Raw genomic sequence first — 24,990 nt, 5'->3', positions numbered from 1 at the left:
ATCGCCGCTCCCATCTATAAAATGGGATTGATGCAAATTATAGCCATAGCTCTATATTTAGACGAAATGGCTAAGCCATACCAAATGCGGTTCCCCTGGTTCCGTAAATACATATTGCAAGCGCTTTTTATGGCGCGGTATGATAATAAGAACTCCGAGGAGCAGCCTAAGAGGGTTTTGACTGTGAAGACGACGACAGCGGTTAAGGCTAAGATGCCTTAGCTTGCGACAAAGTAGATTGAGCCAGAAAAGAAACTGATGATGACTACAGCCAATGTGGCTGGGGAAGGAATCAAGATGAACGGGGAAGAAGTTGAGACGGCTGGAGTTGACTCCAATACGATGGTGGAAACGGAGAATCTGACTGGGGAAGAGGCCAAGACGATAGCGGCTGCGAAGAAGACGGTGGTGGCTCGGGCGGATCAGGATCAGGAACAGGCCAACTTCACCGGGGAAGTGGCGCGGCAGGTGCAGGCAGTTCTGGATAGCCCTGAGACTGCGGTGCTGGTGGCGAAGCGTAGCTACGATACGGCCAAGCTTGCAGCGGGGCTGGCACTGGTGACGGCCTTTGAGACGAAGCGAGCGACGCGGCAGGAAGCGCTGGGTGGGCTACGGACGGCAGGCGGGGCGCTGACGGAGGGGTTTAGCAAAGCCAAGATTGCGGTCACGGACTACCGGGAGTCGGTGCGCCTCGCCTACCCCGGTGATAAGGCGCTCCAGCAGAGCCTCGGGCTGAGCGAGCGCGTGCCGCAGGATCAGGAGAAGTTTCTGGTCTATACCCACACCTGCGCGGCAACCGCCAAGAAAGCCCCGCACGCCAAGGCGCTGGACGACACCGGCTTTGAGATCACAGGTTACGACAGCACCCTCGCCACCTTCGCCACGGCGCGCACCAACTTCCTGCTGGCCGAGCAAACCGCCAAGTCCGCCACCGTGGCCCGCGATGGTGCGTTTAAGGCACTCAATACTTGGGCACAGTCCTTCCGTCGCGCTGCCCGCCTCGCGCTCAAAGCCCGCCCCGAGCTCCTCAATCCCCTCGGACTCTAAACCGTCCCCCTTCGCGAAGCCGGAGGGGGTGGCTGAGTTCCACGAAGCCGGGGGAGGTCGAACTCCCGCACGAGCGTTTTAGGAGCCTGAATACGCCAGGCTTCCTCGATTAGCTCCGCAAGCTCGTCGGCGTCGAGGGCAGGAAGGCGCACCAGGACAGCGGGAAAGCCTCGGTAGTGATCGTCGGTGAAGAACTTGGCCGGGTCAGCAGCGAGAAGCGCGTGAGCCGCTCCCATTCACGCGCCCAGAGGGCACCCGGTCTTATTGTCCTCGTTCCTCGGACACGAAGGGCGTGCCGCCCATAGCCGAGTTGACTCGGTATGGCCCGAAGTGGCCTTCGTGTCGGAGCTTGCGACGACAATAAGACGCTCCCGTTCATGGGAGCGAAAATGCGGGCCAAATTAATCCCGATGCAGAAAATCAATAAAACCCGTCTCGGGGTCGGCCTTGATCAGCTTCACCGAGACGCGGTCACCGACATCCAGCCCGTGCTCGTTGCGGGTGACGCGGCCCTCGATGGGCGGCTCCAGAAGGCGGGCGTAGACTTTCCCGTTCTTAACACCGGTGATGACAGCATCGAAGATCTCTCCGAGGCGTGGTTGTAAAAAGATCGCTGCGGCGCTCTTGCGCAGGCGACGTTCGACTTTATTGGCGACACTTGCCCGCTCCGTGCAGTGTGCGGCGAGGGTCTCTAGCTCCTCCGGGGTGTAGGGAGCAGGCGCTTGATTGAGTGTGGCCTTGATGAGCCGCTGCACCACAATATCCACGTAGCGCCGGTTAGGCGCGGTCGAGTGAGTGTACCCGCCGACGGCCAGTCCGAAGTGCCCCTCGCTCGCTCGGCCCGCTTTTACCAGCGCGTACTCGCCCGGCCCCAGAAGTTTTACGACCGTGAGCGAGAGCTCGGCAAAGCCCGCTGGGTCTGCCGCTCGCCGACGTTCCAGAAACGCTGAGAGGGCATGGGGGTCGGGGGTCTCGGAGAGGGTTTCGTTCAGCGCCTTGGCCACCTCGATAATGCGGTCCCAGCGCTTGGGGGCACGGACAATGCGCTGAATAGAGGCCCGCCCGCTCTCGTGCAGCAGCTCGGCCACGGCGGTATTCACCGCGACCATGAAGCTCTCGATGAGTAAGCGCGCTCGGTTCTTATGGATTGTCCTCATGCCCACGATCTTGCCGTTCTCAGTGATGGGCTGCGTCTCGACGCTCTCGAAGTTCAGTGCACCTTGCCGCTCACGTAGGGCTAGAAACCGCTCTAGAGTCTCGTCCTGGAGCTTGAGTTGCGCCTCCAAGCCGTCCACTGCCGCCACTTCCTCCGGTAGAGGCGCACTGCCCTCCAGCCACGGCCCGATTCTATCGTAGGCGAGCTTGGCATAGTTGCGCACCAGCGCAGGGGCCGCGCTCCGCTCTTGCAGTGTGCCGTCAGGGTTGACACGGAGCGAGACCACCATCGCCACTCGGTCTTCACCGCTCACGAGCGAGGTCGCCTCCGTGGAGAGTGCCTCGGGGAGCATCGGGAAGACATGGCCGGGCGTGTACAAGCTGCTGGTGTTCTTGGCCGCGTGGGAATCTATCACGCTGCTCTGAGGCACGCGCCAGTCCACCTCCGCAATCCCGACCCGCAGGACAATATCGCCATCGGGCAGGCACTCCGCCACCTCAATCTGGTCAAGATCCCGCGACTCCGTGTTGTCCACGGACGACCAGAGCAAGTGGCGCAGATCGGGCAGGTGGGTGGGTAGAGCGACTCTCTGCGCCGCTGCCTCCTCCACGGCATCGGGAAAAGTGGGGGTGAACCCTGCATCACGCAGAGCGGTGACAGCAATGGCAATCAGATCGGGCGATTTGAACATGTGTGTATTTTACATCCCTGGCGGCGGCAGTGCCGTGACCGCGCAGGTATTATGGCTATAAAAGAAAACACGGGGAACGAATACGAGGCAACAAGTTGCTCTCGCTAAGGGCTTCGTTCGTTCCTCTCTGCGCCATGCACCCTTCGGGTACGTGAACTGACGGGGGGCGTGAACCAAGTTTCCTGCACTCGGAGAGTGCCCGGCGCTAGCCCTTAGCGAGAGCAACTTGTTGCCTCGAAAATGATCATAACACCATGCCCAAACCTCTGCCACGTGCCCATGCGCACAACGACTATGCCCATACTCGTCCGCTACTCGATGCCCTGGAGCAAGGCTTTTGCAGTGTCGAGGCCGATGTCTACCTGGAAAACAGCCAGCTTCTCGTGGGCCATGACAAGAAAGACCTCCGCCCCGAGCGCACCCTGGTTAATCTCTATTTAGAGCCGCTCTGGCAGCGAGTGAAAGCCAACGGGGGCCAGGTCTATCCCGATGCCGCGCCGGTGACACTGCTCGTTGATATTAAGACCGATGGTGCACGCGTCTACGCTGCCCTCAAAGAGGTGCTGAGGCCCTACACCCCGATGCTGACGCGCTTCGAGAACGGCAAGATCCAGCGCCGGGCCATCACGATTATCCTCTCCGGCGACCGTCCCCGCGACATACTCGCCGCCGAGCGCAATCGCCTCGCTGCCCTGGATGGCCGCCCCGATGACCTGGGCAAAAATCTACCCGTCGCGCTCTTTCCCCTGATTAGCGAGAGCTGGTTTACCCTCTTCAAGTGGTACGGCTCTGGCCTCATGACCCACGCAGACCGCGAGAAACTCGCAAGTCTCGTCGAGCAAGCCCACACCGAGGGCCGCACCATTCGCTTCTGGGCCACCCCGGACAACCCCGCAGGCTGGGAGGTCTGCTGGCGCGCGGGCGTGGACTGTCTCAACACAGACAAACTGTCGGAGCTGGCGGCGTTTATTCGAAAACAGTCATAGAGGAAGCCAAAGGCTCCCTGCCGAACTTGGGTTGCATGACGGACGATCTTCTTTTAACCGGGCGCGTGGCGCTGATTGCGGGCGGGGCGGGCAGTATCGGGCAAGCAGTGGTGGCGCGGCTCTCGGTGTTCGGGGCGACGGTGGTAACCGCAGACCGGCCTGGTAGTGGCGCAGACTTCGAGGGCGATTTGACCGATCCTACCTTTCCCGATGCCTTGGTGGAGAAAATCTACCTCCGGGAAGGCTCACTCGATATTCTGGTCAACTGCCAGGGAATCACCGGGGCGAGCGTGCCGCTCTGGGAGCAAACGGACGAGAACTGGGACGCCGTGCTGGCAATCTGCCTGACCAGCGTGTTCCGGCTCTGCCGGGCGGCGATCCAGACAATGAGACATCAAAAACGGGGAGTTATTGTCTCGATTGCGTCGGTGGCGGGAAAAGAGGGTAACCCGAATCTAATTCCCTACTCCAGCGCCAAGGCGGGTGTGATTGCCTTCACCAAGGCACTTGGCAAGGAAGTGGCAAGAGAGGGGATTCGGGTCAACTGTGTCGCGCCCGCGCAGATCGCCACCCCGATGCTGGAGCAGATGAGCCCCGATGTGGTGGCAACACTCCTCTCCAAGATCCCGATGGGACGGCCTGGCACCGTGGACGAAGTGGCGAGCGTCGTGCATTTTCTTTGCTCCGATGCGGCTAGCTTTGTGACGGCGCAGTGCTACGATCTCTCGGGCGGACGCTGTACGTACTGATAATGACTATGAATAAGAGTATCTTTTTTGAGGGTGATCCGCGCGATGCCTCGGCAGTTGCAGCGAGAGTGGCGGGCGTGGAGACGGTGGTTTACTTGCCCCTTGTACAGCGTCCTCGGCGGACGGAGGACTTTGACCGGGCAACGCGAGGGATGTACGTGCTGGCAACGGAGGCAGCAAAGGCGGGCGTGAAACACATTGTGCTCTGCTCGACACTCGATTTTTTCTCTCGTATCCCACAGAACTGGCATCTGGCACCCAACTGGCGGCCCCGGCCCTCTCCTCTGCTGGAGCAGCTCTGCCCGTATCTAATGGAACTCTCGCTTCAGGAAGTGGCGCGGGCGACGGGCTTGCATGTTACAGTGTTGCGGCTTGGAGCACAGGTGCAGGCGCGAGAGACACTGGAGCAGGTGCTCGCGGAGCCCAGCGTGCCTTGGCGTGTGCGTCACCTGGGCGAGTGCTTAGCGAGACCCGCAAGCGACGACGGAAAACACTGGCGCGAGGTGCTGGGGCCGGTCGCGCCGGTCGCGTCGCGGCCTATCCAGAAAGTCGCGGTTCTGGGAGCGGGGGGGCCGATAGGTCGTGTGGTCGCCGACGAACTTAAAAATCACTACACGCTTCGTCTGGCGGATCTGAACTCACTGCTAGAGGCTAAGGCCCAGTCGCCGGATGCGCCGCTTGCTTGCCCGCTACCCCTGCCACATGAGGAAGTTTTTCTGGATGTGCGCGACTTTGGCTCGGTACTCAATGCTTGCAAGGGCTGCGATGCGATCATTAACTTAACGGTCGTGCGCCCCGATGCGGTCGAGGCATTTCTGGTTAATGCACTGGGAGCCTACAATGTCGGGCGGGCAGCAGCGCAGCTCGGGATTCGACGTGTGGTGCAAACGGGGCCGCAGCTCATCACACTGCATGGCGAGAACGACTTCACCGACGACTTTCATCTGGCTTGCGACTCCCCGACCCGACCTGGGCGCTATCTCTACGGGCACAGTAAGTTTTTAGGCAACGAGGCGCTGCGGGTTTTTGCGGAGTGGCATGACCTGGAAGTGCCCAATCTCATGTTCAATGGCTTCGCCCAGCCCGATGCCGTGAGCGAGCGCGGCAGTAGCGCAATGATGCTCTCGTGGCAAGACGCTGCCCGGGCGATTCAGTGCGCCCTTGAAACTTCCTCCCTCCCCAGCCCCTACGAGGAGTTTCACTGCGTCGCGGATTTCCCCCACGACCAGTGCCGCACGGAAAAAGCCGAGCGCCTACTGGGGTGGAAGCCGCAGGATAGCTTGGAAGGGCTCTGGCGCAAATCGTGACCACCGACCGCCTTGCCGAGGAAACTCTTGGCTCACACGAGCGCACGGGCAATCGCGGCGATCTCGTCTAGGCTTAGGGTCTCGGCGCGGCGGTCGGGGGTGACGCTGGCAGTATTGAGCGCGGCGAGGATCTCCTCGCGCGGGCGGTTCATTCCGTGCGAGAGTGCCCCGAGTAGCATCTTGCGGCGCTGACCAAACGCGGCGCGGCTGACGGCAAAGAATGCTTCAGGTGAGGGGACATCCACGGGAGGCGTGGCGTGCGGAATCAGATGCAGGATCGCCGAGTCCACTTTCGGGGGCGGGAAGAACGCGTTGCGTGGGACGAGCGCGGGAACGTGCACGGTGGCGTAGAACTGCATAAACACCGAGAGCGAGCCGTAGGCATCGGAGTTGGGGGTGGCCTTTGCCCTGTCTGCCACTTCTTTTTGGACGAGCAGCGTGATCGAGGAAAACACAGGGCGGAACTCCAACATCTTCACGAGCAAGGGTGAGGTGATGTTATAGGGGATATTGGCCACCACTTTGGTTGCGTCCAGCTCGCTCCAGTCATACTTGAGGGCATCCGCCTCGATCAAGCGCCAGTTGTCAAACTCCGCCATCACCTCGGCGAGCACGGGGGGCAAGTGGCGATCCAGCTCGATAGAGACCACGGCTCCGGCGTATTTGGCGAGCTCACGGGTGAGCACGCCCGCGCCGGGGCCAATCTCAAGTACCGTGTCGCTCGGGGTGAGCGCGGCGGCGGCGAGAATCTTCTCAAGATGGTTGCGGTCCACCAGAAAGTGCTGCCCGAAGCGCCGGGCGAGCTGAAGCCCATGTCTCTCCAGCAGGGCTTTCAGCTCCGAAGGACGGGTGAGTTCCAATTAAAGCAGCGTGTCTCCGCCGGGCTGACGCGGGGCGGGGCGGGCAGGAGGACGAGCCGCCGCCCGTGGCGGCGGCGGGGGAGCATCTTCATCGGCGAACGGATCGTCGAGGTCGTCTAGCTCCTCATTGCCACCAGGATCGGGCGTGTTGCGCTCTGGCTCACGGACGCGCTGGATCGAGCCACCGGCAGGCGCAGGGCGAACTTGGTGCAGCGGGGCGGGCTCACTGGGGAGAGGGCGTGGTGCGGGGCGAGACAGTGAGGAGGCGGGACGGAGCGGTAAATCGGAGGGAATGTCGGCGTGCTGTTGTGGCCGTGCTTGTGGTGGAGACAGAGGCCGCTGCGGCGCACGTGGCGCTTCGTCTTCGTCGAAGGGTGGTGGCATCTCATCGCGCAGGACAGGGGCTGCGGGCCGCGGGATCGGCGGTGCGGCCTGCGGCGTGGGAGCAACACGCTGGGGCGGCCCATAGCTACTCGGACCGGGGGGGGGAGGAGCCATGCGAGGCGCAGCGGAAGCCCCTCCACGGCGCGGGCCGTTCTCCTCTAGCTCCGGGGCAAACTGCGCACCGTAGCCGCACATTGCTAATGCACGACCTACAGAGCCTGTTTCCGCCTTCTCAATAAAATCACCAAAGCCTTTCACGTCTTCTTTCTTGGTTGCCGTGGCGATCAAGCGGCCCTCTTCATTGAAGATACTGGCACGAAAGACTGCGAACTGTTTTTCATGGTTGATCTCCACGGCTTCGGTGACGATCCCCCAGTCGGGGTGCTCGCTGCGAAACCAGATGAGGCGGGCAGAGACAGGCAGGTACTCACGGTTTCCCTGGACTTTGATGAGATAGCGCTTGGGGTCAAAGGACATGGTTTAGATACTCGATTCTAGGGTTCAACAGGGGGAAGTCAGTTTCCTGCAAAACCCCTGTTTTTTGACGGTTTTTATTAGGTTTAGGTTATTAATAACTATTAGATAGTGCGTATATTGTTAACGTGAACTTGACATTACTACACTCCAGGGATACACTCTATCGGTTTTAAGGAAAGCGGAAATTTTTTTTGAAACCCAACCATGTCGGCAATCTTGCCGATTGGCGGACCCAAATTGGCGTTCGTCTCTGACTGCGGAGGGTGGCACCGTGCCCCCCCACCGAGAAAGAGAGGCATCATGCCCTTCACAAACTATATGCGCTCTAGCATCGCAACTCTGGCCGCTCTGACCAGTTTTGTCGCTTATGCACAGACAAGCGCAACCAAGACACAGACCGTGATTCTGGTCGTCAAAGGGGAGAGCCATGTGCTCCGAACCACGGCCACAACCGTCTGCGAGCTTCTTGAGGAGCAGCACGTTGTTCTAACGGAACAGCTCCTGTCTTCTGTACCGCTCACCTCACAGATCACCGAGGGAATGCAGGTCTTGATTGAACCTAAAGCAGCCCCGGCAAGCGCCCCCACAAAAAAGCCTGCGCCCATGAAGGTCGTTGCGATAAAATCCGGGGCGGCGCGTGGGACACTCAGCTCCCGTGGAACTCTGGGAAATCTCTCTCGCTTCGAGGGTAAACGTGTTCTGACTCTGAGCGCCACGGGCTACGGCCCTGGTGAGAACGGTCGGTGGGGCGACCGCACAGCCCTGGGAACTCGCGTTCGCTTTGGCGTTGTCGCGGTGGATCCACGTGTCATTAAGCTCGGAACCCGGCTCTATGTCGAAGGCTATGGCGAGTGTGTTGCCGAGGATACGGGCGGCGCGATCAAGGGAATGCGCATTGACCTTGCGTTTAACTCGGACAGTGTGGCTAATGCCTACGGGCGTAAGCGTGTCCGTGTTGTGATTCTGGACTAGGATCTAAAAAGCAGCCCGCTGGAAATGGACGAATTTGAGGCGATCTACGCGCTGGTTCGAACTATTCCGGCGGGCTGTGTTCTTAGTTATGGGGAAGTGGGGGATCGGGTAGGCGTGCGACCTCGAACCGTGGGACGTGCCATGGCGCACTGTGCCCAGGAGGATCACGTTCCGTGGTACCGAGTTGTCGGAAGTGATGGTACCCTTCGTGTCGCCCGCTACTCTCCTGTGCTCGCTGCCGAACAGCGCCGCCGCCTGGAACGAGAGGGAGTGGTTTTTGGCTCTCAGGGGCGGGTGCCGATTGCTTACTTCTGGTAGAAAACCCGCAATTGTGCGGCAATTTCTGTGCCAGAGAAGCATTTCATCAAAAAATGAGTATAATGCCTTCAGGAGAACAGGTGGCAGGCAAGGCAACAATTTTAGTTTCAGAAAAAGACGCTCTCCCACTTCCTGTGGACGAGTGGCGCTGGCTGCATCAAGCGGATGCGCTGGTGGCATCGGGAAGAGTGGAGGAGGCAGTAGTACAGCTACGGACGCTGGTACACGCCCTTCCTGATTCCACACGCGGCTACCTCCGGCTCGCCGACTTGCTTCGCCAGCGACGGCGTGCAGGGGAGGCCCGTGAGATCCTGGAGACCGCTGTGGCCCATGTCCCCGACTGTCCCGTTTCCCGGGAAGCCCTCGCGGATGTCTGTGTCGAGATCGGGCGCTACGATGACGCGATTCCCCACGGTCAGGCACTTCTTGCACTGAAGCCACGCTCAATTCATGCCCGTGATATTCTCTCGACGGCCTTTCTTCACCGAGGGCAGTACGAACGCGCACTACGCCTCACCGACGAAATGGTGCGCCTAGACCCGTACGATCCAGGGCACCACTTCAAGCGCGGAGTGATCTTACAGCAGGCCGGGCTACTGGCAGCGTCTTGCCGGGCGTTTACCCGCACACTGGAACTTGCGCCCGACGACGAGCTACAAGAAGCCTGCCAGATGGCCATTGATCTTCTGGAGCGCTATCAGATCCGCCAAGTACTCTCTCTCGCCTCCGAAGACATTCTCTTCCATCTCCATCTTCTGCGAGATCCCCAGGAAAGTGCGCGTGCACGTGGCTTCTATCTCTCCGAAACAGCCGTCGCGGTACTTGCTGCACAGCTTCCCTATCTTACCCCTGACAGTCAACCGGGCTGGCGACACTACCGATACCACTAGAGTAATGGAGAAACTTCTCCCAAATTCGGCGCAGTTGCCGTATAATGCACCTCAAAACACAGATGCTCACTACAGTGGGCCTGTTGCAGTCGTGAGGATTTTTTCGCCATGTCCATGAACGTGAACATAGATGAGACTTGGGTTCCTGAGCCCGATCTCCTGCAGTCCGCACCTCGTCGGATTGTGTCGTTTACTGATTATCCAGATCGTAACCGCCCTAATGTCCCGCTTTTTTCAGGGATCGCGGGGGCTCTGCTGGTTATCGGATTTTTTCTCTACCTGCGTGCCGTCACGAAGCAAAGCGGTGGCAACATCCCGCTCAGCATTCCTTTAATGCTCGCGGGATTCGCTGGGCTGGTCTACTTCCCCTTCCGATTGAGACAGCATCTGATGCGTTCGGAGCATCTCGTCACGAACGGAGCACCCGTGATGGCGCGACTTCTTTCTGCGGATAATCTCAACGGGGATACCTACGCTCGTAGTGTGAAGTACCAGGTGTCGCTTCCGGGTGGCGAGATGGGGCACCGTGAGGTCAATGTAGACGACCGAGTACTGCCTAAACGTATCCCGTCCAATGTCACTGCCTTGATGGACATGAGCTCCGGCGATGTCGAGTTGTATGTTGCGCTGCCGTTTCGTGCGGTTGCGAAGGCAGTCTTGGCCACGGCCGCTACCCCACAGCAAGCCGTTCCACAGCAAGCTGTTCCCCAGGAAATGGGGACGATCGCGGCCTCCAATGCTCCTGAGATCAAGCGTGAGAAGCCCAAGGAAGAGATGGGAAAGCCCAAGCGAGAAACTTTCGAGTAGCTCGAGTCGCGTTTGCAAGCCTGCTTGGTGCGTGCTACACTGATGCCAGACAACTAGTAATTGCCTTGTTGACCGTCCTGTGAGGCGGAATCCGCCCCGAGAGACGGACAAGGATGCGCGAGATGATGATTTTGGTTCCAACACCGGTGTTGGAGCGGCTTCTTCAGCGCCTCCCTGCCTCTCGGTAGGGAGGCGTTTTGCTGGCTGAGCGATAACAAACATGAATGAAACACAGGTGATGGATAGCGGCGATGTTCGCCGGGCACTGACCCGGATCGCCCATGAGATTGTCGAGCGCAACAAAGGCGCAGCAGGGATCGTGCTTGTAGGGGTGCTCCGTCGTGGTGAGCCGCTTGCTGCACGCCTCGCCGCCCAGATCGAGCGTATTGAGGGCCATTCTGTGGCCTGTGGCGGCCTCGACATCGCTCTCTACCGTGACGACTACGCCGTCCGCCGCCACGAAGCCCGTGCGAGCAGTATCTCTTTTGACATCACGGGCAAGACGGTGATCTTAGTAGACGACGTGCTCTTCACGGGGCGCTCCGTCCGCTCCGCGATAGATGCTCTCATGGACTTTGGTCGTCCTGCCACGGTTCAGCTTGCTGTTTTAATTGACCGAGGCCACCGCGAGCTACCGATCCGCGCCGACTTTGTGGGAAAGAACCTCCCCACCCAGCGCACCGAGCGCATCAATGTGAAGCTCGCCGAGCTCGATGGCGAAGATGCCGTGACTATTGCCAAAGAACCCACCCCTAGCCCCTCCCTCGGACAAGGAGGGGAATTATGAACCTCGCTGGACGTGATCTGCTGGGCCTGGAAGGGCTGGAGCGTGAGGCCATCGAGATGATCCTCGACAACGCCACCACGTTTTCTGAAGTCCTGCGCCGCGATGTGAAGAAAGTCCCGACACTACGGGGCAAGTCGGTCATCACCATGTTCTTTGAGAACTCCACGCGCACCCGCTCCAGCTTCGAGGCGGCGGGCAAGTACATGAGCGCCGATGTGATCAATATCAGCGGCAATGCCTCCAGTGCCAGCAAGGGCGAGAGCCTCCGCGACACGTTTCTGACGCTCCAGGCGCTCACGGCAGACTTAGTGATTATGCGTACCCCGTTTAGCGGCGCATGCCACCAAGCTGCCGAGTGGGTGGACATTCCCGTCGTCAACGCCGGGGATGGCATGCACGAGCACCCCACCCAGGGCCTGCTCGACGCCCTCACGATCCGCGATGCAAAGGGAAGCGTAGAAGGGTTAAAAGTCGCCATTGTCGGGGACGTGCTCCACTCCCGCGTCGCGCGAAGCAATATCTGGGGCCTCACCACCCTCGGGGCAGATGTGCACTTAATCGGCCCCAAAACCCTCCTGCCCACCGAGTCTGAAAAGCTCCCCGTCACGGTGCACACGAACTTAGAAGAGGGCCTAGAGAACGCCGATGTCGTGATGGTTCTGCGTCTGCAATTAGAGCGCATGGCCAAAGCGCTCTTCCCGACACCCCGCGAGTACTGCAATCTCTTTGGAGTAAGCCGTCGCGCTCTCCGTGCCGCCAAGCCCGATGCGATTATTCTCCACCCCGGCCCGATGAACCGTGGCCTCGAAATTTCCGGCGATGTCCCTGACCTGCCGCAAGCCGTGATCGAAAAGCAAGTCACCAACGGCGTCGCCACCCGAATGGCGGTGCTCTATTTATTGCTGGGAGCGGAAGGGTGAGTAGCGTGCCCCCTAGCCCCCGCCCAGCGGGGGGACAACAAGGAATTGAGGAACTCCTCAAGCCACTTGCGGCTTGGTTCAAGGAGCATCCGAGTGGCCATCCCGATGCGCTGAACTTTGTATTTGATCTCCCGACAGATGGTGGGGGGGCACTGATTACTTCCTGGGCTGGGAAGGCAGGGCTAGAGAAATATCTGGTGCCGTTCGGCTCGACACGAAATGGCTCTCTTTATGCGTTCTGGTTTGTCGAAGAAGTGCGCGTAGAGCGAGTGCCCATTGTTCTTTTGGACTCTGAAGGGGCAGATTACTCGTTTGTTGCAGCCAAGTCATATCCAGAGTTCCTGGCACTGCTTGCGGCAGGATTGGAAGACTTCGATGATCCTGAGTCTGCCTTACCAAACTCCCCCGAGTTGTTTGCGTTTCGAGAGTGGGTTCTTACACAAGGCATTGCGAAAATCCCCGATTTTGCCGAGGTGACTACGATTACAAATGAAGCTTTTGAAGAAACACCAGATTTGTTGGAGTGGCTGGAGGAAAAGCTAGCATGAAAGAGAAGCAGTATACAAAAGAAGAGATTGTCGCACGTGGTGAGGCTATCTACACGAGTCAACTTCGTACTATTATCGAGAATGAGGAGAACCTAGGAAAGATTGTCATGATTGACATCGAGTCCGGTGACTATGTGATCGCCAACACGGGACTGGAGGCGAGTCAGCAGATTAGAGTACGGCGGCCTGAGGGCGTTTTCTGTGCGTTGCGGATCGGTTATACCGCTGTCGAGACCATCGGTGGTGTTCTTCCCCGTCGAAAGCAGGCCGCCTAATGCTTCGGGGAGCGATTCGCCGCTCTCGTCCGATAGTGAAGTTTCCTGTCGGAGCTTCCGTTCTGGTCGAAAGGCTAAAACAGTGAACCCTATCTATCTGATTCGCCACTGCGCGACCACGGGGCAGGAGCCAGAAGCGCCGCTGACCGTGGCGGGGGAGCAGCAGGCTCTCGCGCTGGCGGCGTTTCGGGAGATCGTCGCGGCAGGTAAGACCACGGCGCTGGTCACGCACGGAAACCTGACGGCGCTCCTGCTGCGCCGCCTCGGGTTGCCGTTTGACGCGGACAAGCAAGCCCGCCTCACCAACCCGGATGTCTTTCGAGTGACAGCGACAGAGAGTGGCTGCGAGATTCAGCGGATTTGGGGCGAGGCAAAGTGAGCTTGGTATGGCCGGAACTCCCTTTGTGTCCGAGGCACGAGGACAATAAGACGCCCCCGTTCATGGAGGCGAGAGATCACGTCGCTGGAGAAAAGTTATGATTTTACGAAACGGACGAATAATTGACCCGTCGAGCGGGATTGACGGGATCGGCGATCTTCGGATCGAGGACGGCAGGATTGCGGAGATCAGGCTGGGGGGCGGGATTTCGGGTGATCATGAGGAGCATGACTGCACGGGAAAAGTGGTCTGCCCGGGGCTGATCGACATCCATGTTCATCTGCGTGAGCCGGGGCAGGAGTACAAAGAGGATCTCGCTTCGGGCCTCGGGAGTGCGGCTGCGGGGGGCTTTACTGCCGTGGCCTGTATGCCCAACACGACGCCCGTGATTGACTCCGCGCCCATTGTCCGCGACTTGTTGGCTCGGGCAAAGGAAGTGCGAGGGGCGCGGCTCTACGTGATTGGGGCGCTCTCGAAAGGCATGAAGAACGCGGAGCTGGCCGAGATGGGCGACTTGAAAGGCGCGGGGGCGATTGCGGTCAGTGACGATGCCTACCAGGTGCAGGATGCGGGCTTCATGCGTAAGGCTATGGAGTACGCCGCGATGCTGGATCTACCCGTGCTGGCCCACTGCGAGAACACGAGCCTCTCCGATGGCGGGGTGATGAACGAGGGCTACACTGCGAGCGTCCTCGGGCTCAAGGGCCTGCCACGTGAGGCCTACGAGATGGATGTGATGCGCAACGGGCTGCTAGCGATGATGACGGGCTGTCACCTGCACGTGCTCCATGTCTCCACCACGCGTGAAGTTGAGATCATTCGGTTCTTAAAATCTCTGGGTGCGCCTGTAACGGCTGAGACGGGGCCGCACTACTGGTGTCTTACGGATGAGGCGTGCAAGGGCTACAATACCAACGCCAAGATGAACCCGCCCCTGCGCACGCAGGCGGACTGTGAAGCGATGATCGCCGGCCTCAAAGACGGCACGCTGGACTGTATCGCCACGGACCATGCGCCGCACGCGTGCTACGAAAAAGACCAAGAGTTCCCGCTCGCCCCGTTTGGGATTCACGGTTTAGAGACGAGCCTGGCACTGGGAATCACCTGCTTAGTAAAGCCGGAGCGTCTCTCGCTCGCTGCGCTAATCGGGCAGATGAGCACGGCCCCCGCACGGATTCTGGGGTTACCCGGTGGGACACTCACGGTGGGCAGTGCTGCGGATATCGCGGTCTTCGATCCCACAGTGGAGTGGACAGTAGATCCGGAAGCGTTTGTGAGCAAGGGCAAGAACACGCCCTTTGGCGGCTGGAAACTGACGGGCAAAACCGTCCTGACAATCGTGGGTGGGGAGGTCGTGTTTTCGTGAAAGCAATTCTAGCACTGTCGGATGGAACAGTTTTTGAGGGGGAGTCGTTCGGGGCAACCGGGCGTGCGAGCGGCGAGGTGGTTTTTAATACCGGAATGACGGGCTACCAGGAAGTACTTACCGATCCTAGCTACGCCGGGCAACTGGTAACCCTGACCTACCCGCTGATCGGGAACTACGGCATCACGCCCGAGGACTTTGAGAGTAAGAAAGTGCAAGTCGCGGGGTTTGTGGTGCGGGAGCTGGCCGACACGTACTCAAACTGGCGCGCCACCGAGTCGCTCGATAGCTATCTCAAGCGTGCGGGTGTGCTCGGTATTACTGGCATTGACACGCGGACGCTCACCCGACGCATTCGGCATGAGGGCGTGATGATGGGGGCACTGAGCACCGAGGAGACCGGCGACGAACTGCTCGCACGCCTCCAATCTGCCACAGACAAATACGATGCGATTGACTGGGTCAAGACCGTTACGACGCCAGAGCCGTATTTCTGGGGGCCTGAGGCGGGCGACGCCAAATTCACCGTGAGCGTGCTGGACTGTGGCATCAAGTTCAATATTCTGCGTGAGCTTGCCAAGCTGGGGATCCGAACGCATGTCTTTCCTGCAACCGTAAGCGCGGAAGAAATGCTCGCCAGCAACCCCGCTGGCATCTTTCTCTCTCCCGGCCCCGGGGATCCCGCGCTGCTGGGCTACGCCGTCGAGACCGTTCAGAAGCTCGTCGCCTCCGAGAAACCCGTGATGGGAATCTGTCTGGGCAACCAGCTTCTGGGGTGCGCTTTTGGGGGAAGTACGTTCAAGTTGCCCTTCGGCCACCGGGGTGCGAATCACCCCGTCAAAGACCTGCCTACCGGGCGAGTTGTGATTACGTCGCAGAACCACGGCTACGCGCTTGACCCCAACACGCTGCCAGAGGATCAGCTAGAAGTCTCACAGATAAATCTCAACGACGGCACAGTCGAGGGACTGACTCATAAAACCCTGCCGGTCTTCTCCATTCAATACCACCCCGAAGCCTCTCCCGGCCCGACGGACTCACGTTTCTACTTCGAGCGCTTTCTTAGCTTGATGGAGGCGCGGCAATAAAATCTCTGGCTGTGGTATGCCTGGTGGTCTTTCTGCTTGTCTCGCGCCTTTTCTGGCTCGATGCCGACCCGTGGCCACTGCTGGACTGGAGCTCGGGAATCTGGACCGATGAGGGTTTTTACACCTACAATGCTCGAAATGCCACTCTCTTTGGGCAAGCGCGTCTGGATGAGTTTAACAACGCCAACTTAATGCCAGTGCTGGATCTGGCACAGCGCTTGGTCTTTGGGAAGTTTGGGGTGGGGCTAATTGCGGCGCGTAGTCTCTCCGTATTGGCATCGCTTCTCGCGCTTTTCTTTTTCTGGGACGGCCTGCGGCGGGGCTTTGGCAAGAAAACGGCGCTGACGGGGCTGGCACTGCTTGGAACCGATGTTTTTTTCTGGGGCTATAGCCGGCTGGCACTCATGGAGCTGCCCGCAACTCTGGTGCACTGTGCCGCTTTCTGGTGCCTGACCCTAGGGACAAATAGTACGCTGCTGGTCGCGGGGCTGCTTGCCGCTTCAACACTGGCGTTTAAGGCGACCTACGCCCTGTTTCTGCCCGTGCCACTGATTGCACTGGGCTGGGCGCGGCGCAAGCAAGCGCTGCCGTATGCCGCAGGAGCACTGGCAGGGCTGGCGATCTACGGAGCACTCTGGGGGATTCCCCACCGCGCCGAAATTGCGCACATGACCAACTTCTATCGCACCAAACAGTCGCAGCCGCGCTCGATCTCGGAGGTGGGCCGCTGTGTGAGCTTCGCGCTACTGGGCTATCGGCGCACCACCAAAAAATACATGATGCACTGCCTGGAAACCCAGGCTCCCGTCACGGCGACCGTGGGGCTCATCGGGCTTTTGGGGCTAGGCTGGCGACGGCGCAAACGTGACTTTCTCTGGCGGGTGCTGGTGTGCTGGGTAGGGCTGGCGATGGGCTCGCTGGCGGTGAGTCGCTACATCCCGACGCGTTACTTCTTGCTCTTTCTGCCCGCACTTGTCGCGCTGGCCGCCGTTACTCTGCCGCGTCTCCCTGCACTCTGGCGGCTCTGGCGCACACGTCCGCGCGCTCGGGCGTGGGGGTTGGGTGTGCCGGTTTTCTTTCTTTTCTACCACCTCGGAGTGATTCCCGTGGGGGCTGTCTTGGGGAGTGTCCCTGCCGAGTGGGTAACCCTTCCTCTGGCGCTGGGGCTTGCTTGCGTGCTCGTTTGGAAGCAGCCTGCACTGCCTTCCCTGCCCGCATCGCTGGGAAAATGGCTCCTGGCACTGGCGCTCTTGCTTAACGCGGGGAGTATTCTTTTAGGACTGGGAGCGCGAACCTACACCCTACGTGATACGGGGCGCGCTCTGGGGCAGCGCTTTGCAGAGGGCACTGTGATCGTGGGCGAGGCCGCGTCTCTGTGCCTGGAGAACCGCCTGCGTGCCGTCCCGATTTTCTACCCGGGGCTCGCGAATGACAAAGACCCACTCACGGTGTTTCAGCCGTCCTATCTCTTGATTGTCCGTTCCCCCACACGGCTGCTCTACTGGGAGCGCATCGCCCCGGAGATTATTCAGCCACCGCATGAAGTAGGGCGCCCTCGGCTAGGAAATACGCTAATGTACCTCTACGAGGTGCCACGGTGAGCAAGCGACTGGCCTGGGCAGTGATTATTCTGTGCGTGGCGATCTGGGGCATGAACGCCACGGCGCTGAAAGTGGCGATGCGGCCCGCCCAGGGCGAGGCTTTCGACCCGATCTTTCTCTCGGGCTTGCGGTTTCTCTTTGTCGCGCCGCTGCTTGCACTGGGGTTGAGCTGGCAAGATAGATCACTGCTACGCTTCTCCCGTAAAGAAATTCTGATGTACGCGGGCTTTGGGTTTTTCTCGATGCTCGTTGGAGAGATTTTACAGGCAGTTGCCGTGCGCTACACGTCGGTGGCGAATTTAACACTGCTCTCGCACGGGACGATTCCGCTCTCGACGGTACTCTGGGCACGGGGACTCTACGGCGAACCGTTCGGAAAACGCGCGTTGCTCGGAGCGGGAATCGCGCTGATTGGGGTGGCGCTGGTGGCAACGCACGCGCCCGGCGGGCTACACTTTGGCGGCACCACATGGCGTGGCGATGCACTCGCCTTGTTGCGCGCGGCGCTCCACGGCGGCTTTCTGACCCTACTGGGAAACCAGCTCGCTACCACACCCGCTCTCAAAGTCACGCTCGGAAATGTCGGGTTTGGAGCACTCTGGAGCCTGCCGTATGTTCTCTGGCGCGGAAGTTCTTTTGACTTTGCCGCCGTCGCGCCCCACACCTGGCTCGCCGTCTTCTGGACCGCCGTTCCCACCACCCTCTTTGGGTTTGTCGCCTGGAACACCGCCGTCGGAAAAGTCGGCACGGTCGCCGCGACCAGCGCCATGTACGCTCTGCCGTTCGCCGCCGCCGTCGGCGCTTATTTTTTGATCCATGAGCCTATCACTCTCTGGCACGTACTAGGGGGCGGGTTAATTATCACGGGAATACTCTTGACGAGGAAGAATTATGCCAAAAGATCCAGCAATTAAGAAAGTTATGGTGATCGGCTCCGGGCCGATTGTGATTGGTCAGGCCGCTGAGTTTGACTACGCGGGGGCGCAGGCGTGCCGTGCGCTGCGCGAGGAGGGCTGCTCGGTTGTCCTGGTAAACTCCAACCCGGCGACGATTATGACCGATGTGGAGATGGCTGACCGGGTCTACATCGAGCCGCTCACGCCGGAGTTTCTACGTAAGATCATTGACCGTGAGCGCCCCGATGGCCTGGTGCCGACTCTGGGAGGGCAGACGGGCCTCAATTTAGCGGCCAAGCTGTCGGAGCTAGGGATCCTCGAAGAATTCAATGTCAAGCTTCTGGGCACGTCTCTACGCTCCATTCAGATGGCCGAGGACCGCGAGCAGTTTCGTGCGCTCATGCGGCGCATCGGGGAGCCCGTTCCTGAGAGCTGGATCGTTGAGTCTGAAGCGGCGCTGATCGAGCTTTCGCAGAGAGAGGGGCTTCCCTGGCCGCTGATTATCCGTCCCGCCTACACGCTCGGGGGCTCAGGTGGAGGTATCGCACCGACGGTTCCTGAGCTGCTGGAGATCGCGCGGCGTGGGATGCGTCTTAGCCCGGTGAACCAGGTGATGGTGGAGCGCTATCTTAATGGCTGGAAAGAGATCGAGTACGAGGTCATGCGCGATGCCAACGACACGTGTATCACGATCTGCAACATGGAGAACTTAGACCCGATGGGCGTGCATACCGGCGACTCTATCGTGGTTGCGCCCAGCCAGACGCTCTCAGACAAAGAGTACCAGATGCTCCGCACCGCGAGTGTCAAGATCATCCGGGCACTCGGTATCGAGGGGGGCTGTAATGTCCAGATGTCGCTTGACCCTAAGAGCTTCGACTATTACATTATTGAGGTGAACCCCCGAGTCTCACGTTCCTCGGCGCTGGCGAGTAAGGCCACGGGCTACCCGATTGCGCGCACAGCGGCCAAGATCGCGATTGGTCTGCACTTAGACGAAATCGAGAACAAAGTGACGGGCAAGACGCTCGCGTGCTTCGAGCCCGCCCTCGACTACTGTGTCGTGAAAATCCCACGCTGGCCCTTTGATAAGTTCGTTAGTGCGGACCGACGGATTACCACACAGATGAAGGCTACCGGGGAGGTGATGGCACTTGACCGGACGTTTGAGAGTGCGCTCATGAAAGCCGTGCGCTCGCTTGAAATCGGGGTTCACAGCCTGCGCTACCGGCACGCGTCAGGCTGGAGTGAGATGCAACTTGAGAACCTATTGCGGGTCGCCACCGACGAGCGCCTCTTTGCTATCGCTGAGGCGTTTCGTCGTGGGATGTTGGTCGAGGAAATTGCTGGTCTTGCGCACTACGATCCGTGGTTCTTGGTGAAGATTAAGAATCTGATTGATATGGAACTTAAACTAGAGCAAGCGGGCGCAAGCCTCGATAACACGCTCCTCGCCGCCGCGAAGTCTATGGGCTTCCCGGACAAGACGATCGCCGAGCTGACGGGCCTGAAAGAGCTGGATCTGCGCAACCGCCGTAAGGCCGTAGGAATCATCCCCACCTACAAGATCGTGGACACCTGTGCCGCCGAGTTCGAAGCCCAAACCCCCTACTTCTACTCCTGCTACGAGCCACTCCACGTAGGCGTTTCCGGGGGACAGGATGGGTAAAACACTTGTTACTAATGAGCAGGCCGAAGTGCTCATGGAACTTCTCGAAGACCTTCATGAGCATCCGGAATGGATTGCGGATCTGACAACTCCGCAGGAACTTCACGCTATCGCCTGCGTCTGGAACTGGGATGATGGAGCGACGACCAAGGTGATCGGACAGATCATCGCCCACCCACACTGCGACCTAGGAACCGCTTGTGTTATCTTCGGCGAAGGGGAATTTCTCTATCTTCTGGAGCACGAGGGTGAGGGTGATTTTGTAGAGTCCTACCCTGGGGCACAGAATGAGAACAAAGCGTTCTTCCGGCTCGCACTAGCGATTATCGAACGTCTGCGAACCACAGGGTTTTCCTCGCAACAGATTCGGCTACCCGCTACGCCACCAGATCCCAAAGTGCTTGGAAAGCTCAAATACTCGGTTCCTGAAGCGCTCTTTGCCGAGACTCCTGGCGAAGTCTACGACTATCCCAGGAACGTCTGGATGTAAAGAAAAAAGCCCCCGGCGTGCGCCGGGGGCTTTAAAACTTATAGTTCTGCTTGACACCCACTTTTGGGGTAGGCATACTACAGAAGCCAAAAGGCCACTGTTCCCGCAGTGGCCCCGAGGTAGAAAGCAGAAAGGAGGCACGTATATGCACTACGTGTGGATTCCCTGGGTGGCCTGCGTCATCCTGGTGGTCACCAAGTATATCTTGGCGATTCGCCTGATGCCGAAGTAGGTCATCCTGCTCTGTCCGTTGGGTTCCCGCCCGGCGGGCAGAGTGCTCTCTATAATATCTATGGTTCCTTTTTCGTGTTAAAGCGTTACAAGAATATCCATTTTGTTGCGAAATATTTTAAATGGCACATCAGGTACAAAATGAGCCGGATATACCGGATGAGTTCAGTCAACAAATTGAGGGGCTACGTCCCAGGCTGGCGGGTTTTTTCCGTCAGAGGATCAAGGTTGTGGCTGACACCGACGACTTGGTGCAGATGACTTTGAGTGCGGCTTATCTGGGACGAGCAAAGTATCGTGGGACAGTTGGGGACCGTCGCGGGGAGAGGTGGGTATTTGGCATCGCTGCAAACCTCCTGAAAAAATATCTACGTGATCGAGGCATTCAGGAAAGCCATACCTATTCTTTTGAGGTGCAACATGAGGCGGGCTGGCCGGAACCCTCTGTGTATATGGAAATCCCTACTGAGAGTCCTGAGTACGCTCAGCGTCTTCTGGGATATCTGAAGCAATGCTGCACCGACTATGAGCAAGAGGTACTGACACTTTTCTACACGGGGAAAGAGTTCATCGAGATTGCTGAACTTTTGCAAATAGGCGATGGCTCAGTGCGTTCATACTTTCGGCGTGGACGGATGAAACTGCTGGCGTATTTGGTTGAACACGATATAGATTCACTAGGTGGAGCGGAAGAGGTTCGTCGAGCCTGGGAGGAAGTCTGCTCACAGACGGGGGGAGAAGAGCCGACGTTAGATGAGAAACGAGCGTGGGAGAAGCGTAAGCCTGTAGAGAAGTTTCGGCTTGCATGCCTGAAGATGGCCAGGTACCTCAAAGCACCATATTGATGTACTATTTTAAACACTGCGCCGCCGAGTTCGAGGCCCAAACTCCGTACTTCTACTCCTGCTACGAGCCACTCCATGCAGGCGTCTTGGGTGGACAGGATGGGTAGGGTGGGATAATTAGGCGGCTTGTTTGTCTGCGGCAGGGGCACTGAGCGAGCCACAGATGTAGTTGCGGGTTTTCTTGGCCCTGTAAAGTGCGACATCGGCGGCATCTACCAGCTCTAGCGAGTGGATCATCGTTGCCGTGCGCTCGGCGATTCCAATGCTGACGGTGACGGCACGGTTTTTCCAGGGGGCTGCTTGTATGGCCGCCCGAATCCGTTCGGCGAGGCGGATGGCATCGTCCTCGCCGGTTTGAGGCAATAAAATCAGGAACTCATCGCCTCCGTAGCGCGTGGCGACATCCGTGACACGGACCGCGTGCTGGAGAATCATCCCGATTGTCTCTAGTATTGCATCTCCAGCAGGGTGCCCGAAGCTGTCGTTATAGGTCTTGAAATAGTCTATATCAATGAGTGCGAGGGTAAGTGGCTCCTGGTAGCGAACAGCCCGATTCCATTCAATCAGCAGACGCTCATCCAGTGCACGGCGATTGTAGAGACCCGTGAGGGAATCGCGTGAGGCAGTGTGCGCTAGCTGTGTGTTGACTGTCGCTAGCTTCTGGTTCGCCTCCTCCATCTGGGCATTGGCTGCTTCTAGTTGTTGATTTGTCTGCAGTTGCTGCTTCTGCCCTAGGAGTAGCTGGCTTTCGACCACCCGAAGCTGGTTGAAGAGCTGAAGTGCTAGCGCCATGGCAAGCAGTGCGCTGATAATTCCTCCCAAAAGAAGCTGCGCCGCCTCATCGCGCTCTATCTTGGAGTCTGTCTCTAGGGCATGAGCCAGCCGGTCCGCGGCTTCGCGCATCCTGAGGGTGGTAGAAAGACTGAGCGTCCTCGGACGGATTGCCTCCATATAAAACTGATTCCAGGCCGATTCCGTAGCCATGATAGCACTCGGAGACGAGAATTTAATCTCCTTTCGAATCTGGCTCATCCGTGCAAGGTCAGGTCGGACATCACTCGTCGGTTTCTGGTTGGTTTGTATGTAGAGGCGAAGAGCAATGGTCTGGAGCTGACTTGCCTGCCGGGTGTGGTGGAGGGTCACGATACTTCCTCGTGTCTCTTGCCAGGCATAGACCATTACACTACAGGGCATCAAGAACAGGAGCATCAGAATGACAATTAAGAGAGGGGCACTGCGGCTGCCCAGCACGGGCTGAGAAATAAATCTGCCGTAGAAGGCACAGATAATGGGCAGGGCATCCACTAGCCAGAGCCAGGGGGTCGTCTGCTGCGCTTTCCAGAGGCCGATAGGGAAGGAGAAGTCCGCATGGAGTGTGACAAAGATGGTTGCCAGAATAGGGAGAAGCAGACCGATGGGAAAGAGTAGGCGTCCCATAAAGGCACGTCTCTCCATTCTGCGATTTGGTTTAGCGGATCTCATTCTCTGTCATTGTGGCTTTTCACGGATGATTTTGAAGGGGGATGACTTGTCGCTAGTGAATTCTTGTGCATGAAAACTCTGTCGTTGCGACGCTTGCGACCCGGCGAGTGGCGTGAGGAGGCTCAGCTAATCGCACAGTCCACCAATGCCTGGTATCAGGCCAGCGGAAAGCCCGCGATCTTCACCGGCGATTCTGGGCAGTGCGAGGTTTTTTGCCAGGTGTACGAGGCGCTGGATCCCGGCTGCTGCGTGGTCGCTGAAGACACTCAGACGGGAGCGTTGGTCGGCTCGTGTTTCTTCCACCCGCGCTCGACGCATTTTTCTTTGGGAATTGTGAACACCCACCCTGAGTACTTCGGCCACGGGATCGCGCGGCAGATGCTGGATGAAGTGATTGGGCTTGCGGAGCGTGCGGGAAAGCCCTTGCGGCTGGTCTCGTCCGCGATGAACTTGGACTCCTTCTCCCTCTACACCCGCGCCGGTTTTGTCCCGCGTGTGCTCTTCCACGACATGTTTCTGCCTGATATCAAGCGTCTGCCCCTACCGGATCCACAGATCCGCTCCATCACCGCCGCTGACATTGCCGCTCTGGTTGCGCTGGAGCAAGAGCTGGTGGGGATAGAGCGCACAAAAGACTTCACTTACTTCACGGAAAATACGCTGGGGATCTGGAGTGGCTCGGTCTGGGAGGAGAGAGGGGAGGTGGGTGGCTTTCTCTTTGCCGTCGCGCATCCGGCAAGCAATTTACTTGGTCCGGGCGTGGCGCGCACGCAGGAGATCGCCGCCGCACTGCTTGCCACGGAGCGCCGCAAGCATCCTGGTAACCCGGTGTTTCTGGTTCCCGCGACATGCACGGCACTTCTCCAGACTCTCTATGGCTGGGGCGCACGCAACTGCGAGCTGCATGTTGCACAGATTCGAGGGGCGTGGCAGGAGCCTCTGGGGGTCCTCTTTCCGACTTTCTTACCCGAAACGGGCTAGAGCAGCTTGGCGAGAGCGGCGAGGGCGGCGGTCTCGGTGCGCAGGGTGCGTGGCCCTAGGGAGACGCTCCGTGCTCCCGCCGCTAGGATTTTCTGCTTTTCTATATTCGTGAATCCGCCCTCGGATCCCGCGAAAACTGCCAGTTCTGCCTGAGGAGTGACCTCACCCTGGCCTACTCCGACTTCACTTAGAGGAACGCCCTCTTCATCGAGGAGGAGTAGGGAGCCTGTTGCTTTGGGGAGCGCCTCCTCAAGACTTCGGAGGTAGGTAATGGTCGGGAGGATGCCGCGCCCGGACTGCTCGGCGGCGTTGCGGATCAGCTCCTCCCAGCGCTCCACTTTTCGAGCGATCCGCTCTCGCTCGTCCATACGCGCCTGGGCTTTGTCGCTGGGGAAGAGCACAAACCCGGCTGCACCCAGCTCCGTGCCGTGCTGCAAGACCTGCTCCACTTTATCGCCCGTTCTGGGGAACGCCTGGAAAACCGTGACCCGCAGCTCGGGCTCGGTTGTCAGAGGCTGCCAGGGACTCGTCAGCCGCGCCGACACGCGCCGCTTGCCCACGATCTCCAGAGTGGCATTGGCCCACTGGTTCTTGCCATCGTGGAGTCGAAGACTCTCTCCAGCGTGCATTTTTAGCACATGAACAATATGGTGGGTCTTGTCTTCGGGCAGAAGCTGAAGCTCACCGACGGACGGCTCAATAAAAAAACATTGTGGCATTGTGTTCTCTAAACTCTTCTGGCACTATATCGTACTTACCAGCTTACAAAGTGTGCCAACGATCTTAGC

27 protein-coding genes and 1 pseudogene are annotated in these 24,990 nt (G+C 58.9%); 22 read left to right on the top strand and 6 right to left on the bottom strand.

Features of this window, described 5'->3' with window-relative positions:
• A partial coding sequence (locus ACH2EH_RS23515) for a hypothetical protein (protein ID WP_395145615.1) occupies nucleotides 1–222 on the top strand: 222 nt, incomplete at its 5' end.
• Nucleotides 223–258: 36 nt separating this feature from the next.
• Nucleotides 259–1,047: a hypothetical protein gene (locus tag ACH2EH_RS23510; RefSeq protein WP_395145613.1), complete on the top strand. Its 789-nt coding sequence runs from the start codon at nucleotides 259–261 to the stop codon at nucleotides 1,045–1,047.
• On the opposite strand, the gene ACH2EH_RS23505 is transcribed toward ACH2EH_RS23510, so the two are convergent.
• On the bottom strand, nucleotides 1,044–1,283 hold the full coding sequence (locus tag ACH2EH_RS23505) for a hypothetical protein (RefSeq protein WP_395145611.1): 240 nt from the start codon (nucleotides 1,281–1,283) through the stop codon (nucleotides 1,044–1,046). The two genes, ACH2EH_RS23510 and ACH2EH_RS23505, sit on opposite strands and share 4 nt — an antisense overlap.
• 165 nt (nucleotides 1,284–1,448) lie before the next feature.
• On the bottom strand, nucleotides 1,449–2,894 hold the full coding sequence (locus ACH2EH_RS23500; protein WP_395145609.1) for an RNB domain-containing ribonuclease: 1,446 nt from the start codon (nucleotides 2,892–2,894) through the stop codon (nucleotides 1,449–1,451).
• Nucleotides 2,895–3,148: 254 nt separating this feature from the next.
• On the opposite strand from ACH2EH_RS23500, the gene ACH2EH_RS23495 reads away from it, so the two are divergent.
• The 3 genes from ACH2EH_RS23495 to ACH2EH_RS23485 are packed head-to-tail and all read left to right on the top strand — an operon-like array spanning nucleotide 3,149 to nucleotide 5,936.
• On the top strand, nucleotides 3,149–3,880 hold the full coding sequence (locus tag ACH2EH_RS23495) for a phosphatidylinositol-specific phospholipase C/glycerophosphodiester phosphodiesterase family protein (RefSeq protein ID WP_395145607.1): 732 nt from the start codon (nucleotides 3,149–3,151) through the stop codon (nucleotides 3,878–3,880).
• Nucleotides 3,881–3,915: 35 nt separating this feature from the next.
• Nucleotides 3,916–4,629: an SDR family NAD(P)-dependent oxidoreductase gene (locus tag ACH2EH_RS23490; protein ID WP_395145605.1), complete on the top strand. Its 714-nt coding sequence runs from the start codon at nucleotides 3,916–3,918 to the stop codon at nucleotides 4,627–4,629.
• 8 nt (nucleotides 4,630–4,637) lie between these two features.
• Nucleotides 4,638–5,936 (top strand): NAD-dependent epimerase/dehydratase family protein, encoded by a 1,299-nt coding sequence (locus ACH2EH_RS23485; protein ID WP_395145603.1) that lies wholly within the window; start codon nucleotides 4,638–4,640, stop codon nucleotides 5,934–5,936.
• Between the two features lie 32 nt (nucleotides 5,937–5,968).
• On the opposite strand, the gene rsmA is transcribed toward ACH2EH_RS23485, so the two are convergent.
• The gene (gene rsmA, locus ACH2EH_RS23480; protein WP_395145601.1) at nucleotides 5,969–6,796 is read right to left on the bottom strand and encodes a 16S rRNA (adenine(1518)-N(6)/adenine(1519)-N(6))-dimethyltransferase RsmA; all 828 of its coding nucleotides are present in this window, start codon (nucleotides 6,794–6,796) and stop codon (nucleotides 5,969–5,971) included.
• Nucleotides 6,797–7,657 (bottom strand): hypothetical protein, encoded by an 861-nt coding sequence (locus tag ACH2EH_RS23475; RefSeq protein ID WP_395145599.1) that lies wholly within the window; start codon nucleotides 7,655–7,657, stop codon nucleotides 6,797–6,799. It abuts the gene before it with no gap.
• Between the two features lie 300 nt (nucleotides 7,658–7,957).
• Here ACH2EH_RS23475 and ACH2EH_RS23470 point away from each other — a divergent pair, with 300 nt between their 5' ends.
• The 16 genes and pseudogenes from ACH2EH_RS23470 (at nucleotide 7,958) to ACH2EH_RS23395 (ending at nucleotide 21,739) form a co-directional block, all read left to right on the top strand.
• Nucleotides 7,958–8,629: a 3D domain-containing protein gene (locus tag ACH2EH_RS23470; protein ID WP_395145597.1), complete on the top strand. Its 672-nt coding sequence runs from the start codon at nucleotides 7,958–7,960 to the stop codon at nucleotides 8,627–8,629.
• Between the two features lie 24 nt (nucleotides 8,630–8,653).
• Nucleotides 8,654–8,947: an MGMT family protein gene (locus ACH2EH_RS23465; RefSeq protein ID WP_395145595.1), complete on the top strand. Its 294-nt coding sequence runs from the start codon at nucleotides 8,654–8,656 to the stop codon at nucleotides 8,945–8,947.
• 62 nt (nucleotides 8,948–9,009) lie between these two features.
• Nucleotides 9,010–9,837, top strand: a complete 828-nt coding sequence (locus ACH2EH_RS23460; RefSeq protein WP_395145593.1) for a tetratricopeptide repeat protein — start codon at nucleotides 9,010–9,012, stop codon at nucleotides 9,835–9,837.
• Nucleotides 9,838–9,945: 108 nt separating this feature from the next.
• The gene (locus tag ACH2EH_RS23455) at nucleotides 9,946–10,644 is read left to right on the top strand and encodes a hypothetical protein (protein WP_395145592.1); all 699 of its coding nucleotides are present in this window, start codon (nucleotides 9,946–9,948) and stop codon (nucleotides 10,642–10,644) included.
• 220 nt (nucleotides 10,645–10,864) lie between these two features.
• Nucleotides 10,865–11,431 (top strand): bifunctional pyr operon transcriptional regulator/uracil phosphoribosyltransferase PyrR, encoded by a 567-nt coding sequence (pyrR, locus tag ACH2EH_RS23450; protein WP_395145590.1) that lies wholly within the window; start codon nucleotides 10,865–10,867, stop codon nucleotides 11,429–11,431.
• Nucleotides 11,428–12,351 (top strand): aspartate carbamoyltransferase catalytic subunit, encoded by a 924-nt coding sequence (locus tag ACH2EH_RS23445; RefSeq protein WP_395145589.1) that lies wholly within the window; start codon nucleotides 11,428–11,430, stop codon nucleotides 12,349–12,351. The genes pyrR and ACH2EH_RS23445 overlap by 4 nt, the downstream gene beginning before the upstream one ends.
• A 5-nt stretch (nucleotides 12,352–12,356) precedes the next feature.
• Nucleotides 12,357–12,899 carry a hypothetical protein gene (locus ACH2EH_RS23440; RefSeq protein ID WP_395145587.1) on the top strand — a complete coding sequence of 181 codons (543 nt, stop codon included), beginning with the start codon at nucleotides 12,357–12,359 and terminating at the stop codon, nucleotides 12,897–12,899.
• Entirely contained in the window at nucleotides 12,896–13,174 is a 279-nt protein-coding gene (locus ACH2EH_RS23435) for a hypothetical protein (RefSeq protein ID WP_395145585.1), read from the top strand. Before ACH2EH_RS23440 ends, ACH2EH_RS23435 begins: the two co-directional genes overlap by 4 nt.
• 82 nt (nucleotides 13,175–13,256) lie before the next feature.
• Complete coding sequence (locus tag ACH2EH_RS23430) at nucleotides 13,257–13,553, top strand: hypothetical protein (protein WP_395145584.1); 297 nt, start codon at nucleotides 13,257–13,259, stop codon at nucleotides 13,551–13,553.
• 97 nt (nucleotides 13,554–13,650) lie between these two features.
• On the top strand, nucleotides 13,651–14,919 hold the full coding sequence (locus tag ACH2EH_RS23425; protein WP_395145583.1) for a dihydroorotase: 1,269 nt from the start codon (nucleotides 13,651–13,653) through the stop codon (nucleotides 14,917–14,919).
• Complete coding sequence (gene carA / locus ACH2EH_RS23420) at nucleotides 14,916–16,007, top strand: glutamine-hydrolyzing carbamoyl-phosphate synthase small subunit (protein WP_395145581.1); 1,092 nt, start codon at nucleotides 14,916–14,918, stop codon at nucleotides 16,005–16,007. The genes ACH2EH_RS23425 and carA overlap by 4 nt, the downstream gene beginning before the upstream one ends.
• Before the next feature lie 23 nt (nucleotides 16,008–16,030).
• Nucleotides 16,031–17,608, top strand: coding sequence for a glycosyltransferase family 39 protein (locus ACH2EH_RS23415; RefSeq protein ID WP_395145580.1), 1,578 nt, complete (start codon nucleotides 16,031–16,033; stop codon nucleotides 17,606–17,608).
• A complete protein-coding gene (locus tag ACH2EH_RS23410) occupies nucleotides 17,605–18,522 on the top strand; it encodes a DMT family transporter (protein ID WP_395145578.1) in 918 nt (305 codons plus the stop codon). The genes ACH2EH_RS23415 and ACH2EH_RS23410 overlap by 4 nt, the downstream gene beginning before the upstream one ends.
• Nucleotides 18,500–20,134 (top strand): annotated as a pseudogene (gene carB / locus ACH2EH_RS23405) (carbamoyl-phosphate synthase large subunit); the annotation flags it as partial. The gene ACH2EH_RS23410 and the pseudogene carB, both read left to right, overlap by 23 nt.
• Before the next feature lie 31 nt (nucleotides 20,135–20,165).
• Nucleotides 20,166–20,663: a DUF4274 domain-containing protein gene (locus ACH2EH_RS23400; protein ID WP_395145576.1), complete on the top strand. Its 498-nt coding sequence runs from the start codon at nucleotides 20,166–20,168 to the stop codon at nucleotides 20,661–20,663.
• A gap of 353 nt (nucleotides 20,664–21,016) precedes the next feature.
• Nucleotides 21,017–21,739 (top strand): RNA polymerase sigma factor, encoded by a 723-nt coding sequence (locus ACH2EH_RS23395; RefSeq protein WP_395145575.1) that lies wholly within the window; start codon nucleotides 21,017–21,019, stop codon nucleotides 21,737–21,739.
• A 117-nt stretch (nucleotides 21,740–21,856) separates the two neighbouring features.
• Here the strand turns inward: ACH2EH_RS23395 and ACH2EH_RS23390 are convergent, their stop codons facing one another.
• Nucleotides 21,857–23,176: a diguanylate cyclase gene (locus ACH2EH_RS23390; RefSeq protein WP_395145573.1), complete on the bottom strand. Its 1,320-nt coding sequence runs from the start codon at nucleotides 23,174–23,176 to the stop codon at nucleotides 21,857–21,859.
• Nucleotides 23,177–23,290: 114 nt separating this feature from the next.
• Here ACH2EH_RS23390 and ACH2EH_RS23385 point away from each other — a divergent pair, with 114 nt between their 5' ends.
• Entirely contained in the window at nucleotides 23,291–24,202 is a 912-nt protein-coding gene (locus ACH2EH_RS23385) for a GNAT family N-acetyltransferase (protein WP_395145571.1), read from the top strand.
• Here the strand turns inward: ACH2EH_RS23385 and ACH2EH_RS23380 are convergent.
• Complete coding sequence (locus ACH2EH_RS23380) at nucleotides 24,199–24,921, bottom strand: RsmE family RNA methyltransferase (RefSeq protein WP_395145569.1); 723 nt, start codon at nucleotides 24,919–24,921, stop codon at nucleotides 24,199–24,201. The genes ACH2EH_RS23385 and ACH2EH_RS23380 overlap by 4 nt on opposite strands.
• Nucleotides 24,922–24,990 lie beyond the last annotated feature (69 nt).

This window comes from Armatimonas sp., assembly GCF_043760365.1.
Lineage (GTDB): Bacteria > Armatimonadota > Armatimonadia > Armatimonadales > Armatimonadaceae > Armatimonas.
The sequence above is the reverse complement of the archived record's forward strand: the minus strand, read 5'-3'. Positions and strand labels throughout refer to the sequence as shown.

Bases quoted from the DNA above. Each gene is read 5' to 3' on its own strand.
- ACH2EH_RS23510 (WP_395145613.1), top strand. From the start codon at position 259: ATGATGACTACAGCCAATGTGGCTGGGGAAGGAATCAAGATGAACGGG.
- ACH2EH_RS23505 (WP_395145611.1), bottom strand. From the start codon at position 1,283: ATGGGAGCGGCTCACGCGCTTCTCGCTGCTGACCCGGCCAAGTTCTTC.
- ACH2EH_RS23500 (WP_395145609.1), bottom strand. From the start codon at position 2,894: ATGTTCAAATCGCCCGATCTGATTGCCATTGCTGTCACCGCTCTGCGT.
- ACH2EH_RS23495 (WP_395145607.1), top strand. From the start codon at position 3,149: ATGCCCAAACCTCTGCCACGTGCCCATGCGCACAACGACTATGCCCAT.
- ACH2EH_RS23490 (WP_395145605.1), top strand. From the start codon at position 3,916: ATGACGGACGATCTTCTTTTAACCGGGCGCGTGGCGCTGATTGCGGGC.
- ACH2EH_RS23485 (WP_395145603.1), top strand. From the start codon at position 4,638: ATGAATAAGAGTATCTTTTTTGAGGGTGATCCGCGCGATGCCTCGGCA.
- ACH2EH_RS23475 (WP_395145599.1), bottom strand. From the start codon at position 7,657: ATGTCCTTTGACCCCAAGCGCTATCTCATCAAAGTCCAGGGAAACCGT.
- ACH2EH_RS23470 (WP_395145597.1), top strand. From the start codon at position 7,958: ATGCCCTTCACAAACTATATGCGCTCTAGCATCGCAACTCTGGCCGCT.
- ACH2EH_RS23465 (WP_395145595.1), top strand. From the start codon at position 8,654: ATGGACGAATTTGAGGCGATCTACGCGCTGGTTCGAACTATTCCGGCG.
- ACH2EH_RS23460 (WP_395145593.1), top strand. From the start codon at position 9,010: ATGCCTTCAGGAGAACAGGTGGCAGGCAAGGCAACAATTTTAGTTTCA.
- ACH2EH_RS23455 (WP_395145592.1), top strand. From the start codon at position 9,946: ATGTCCATGAACGTGAACATAGATGAGACTTGGGTTCCTGAGCCCGAT.
- pyrR (WP_395145590.1), top strand. From the start codon at position 10,865: ATGAATGAAACACAGGTGATGGATAGCGGCGATGTTCGCCGGGCACTG.
- ACH2EH_RS23445 (WP_395145589.1), top strand. From the start codon at position 11,428: ATGAACCTCGCTGGACGTGATCTGCTGGGCCTGGAAGGGCTGGAGCGT.
- ACH2EH_RS23435 (WP_395145585.1), top strand. From the start codon at position 12,896: ATGAAAGAGAAGCAGTATACAAAAGAAGAGATTGTCGCACGTGGTGAG.
- ACH2EH_RS23425 (WP_395145583.1), top strand. From the start codon at position 13,651: ATGATTTTACGAAACGGACGAATAATTGACCCGTCGAGCGGGATTGAC.
- ACH2EH_RS23400 (WP_395145576.1), top strand. From the start codon at position 20,166: ATGGGTAAAACACTTGTTACTAATGAGCAGGCCGAAGTGCTCATGGAA.
- ACH2EH_RS23395 (WP_395145575.1), top strand. From the start codon at position 21,017: ATGGCACATCAGGTACAAAATGAGCCGGATATACCGGATGAGTTCAGT.
- ACH2EH_RS23390 (WP_395145573.1), bottom strand. From the start codon at position 23,176: ATGGGACGCCTACTCTTTCCCATCGGTCTGCTTCTCCCTATTCTGGCA.
- ACH2EH_RS23385 (WP_395145571.1), top strand. From the start codon at position 23,291: ATGAAAACTCTGTCGTTGCGACGCTTGCGACCCGGCGAGTGGCGTGAG.
- ACH2EH_RS23380 (WP_395145569.1), bottom strand. From the start codon at position 24,921: ATGCCACAATGTTTTTTTATTGAGCCGTCCGTCGGTGAGCTTCAGCTT.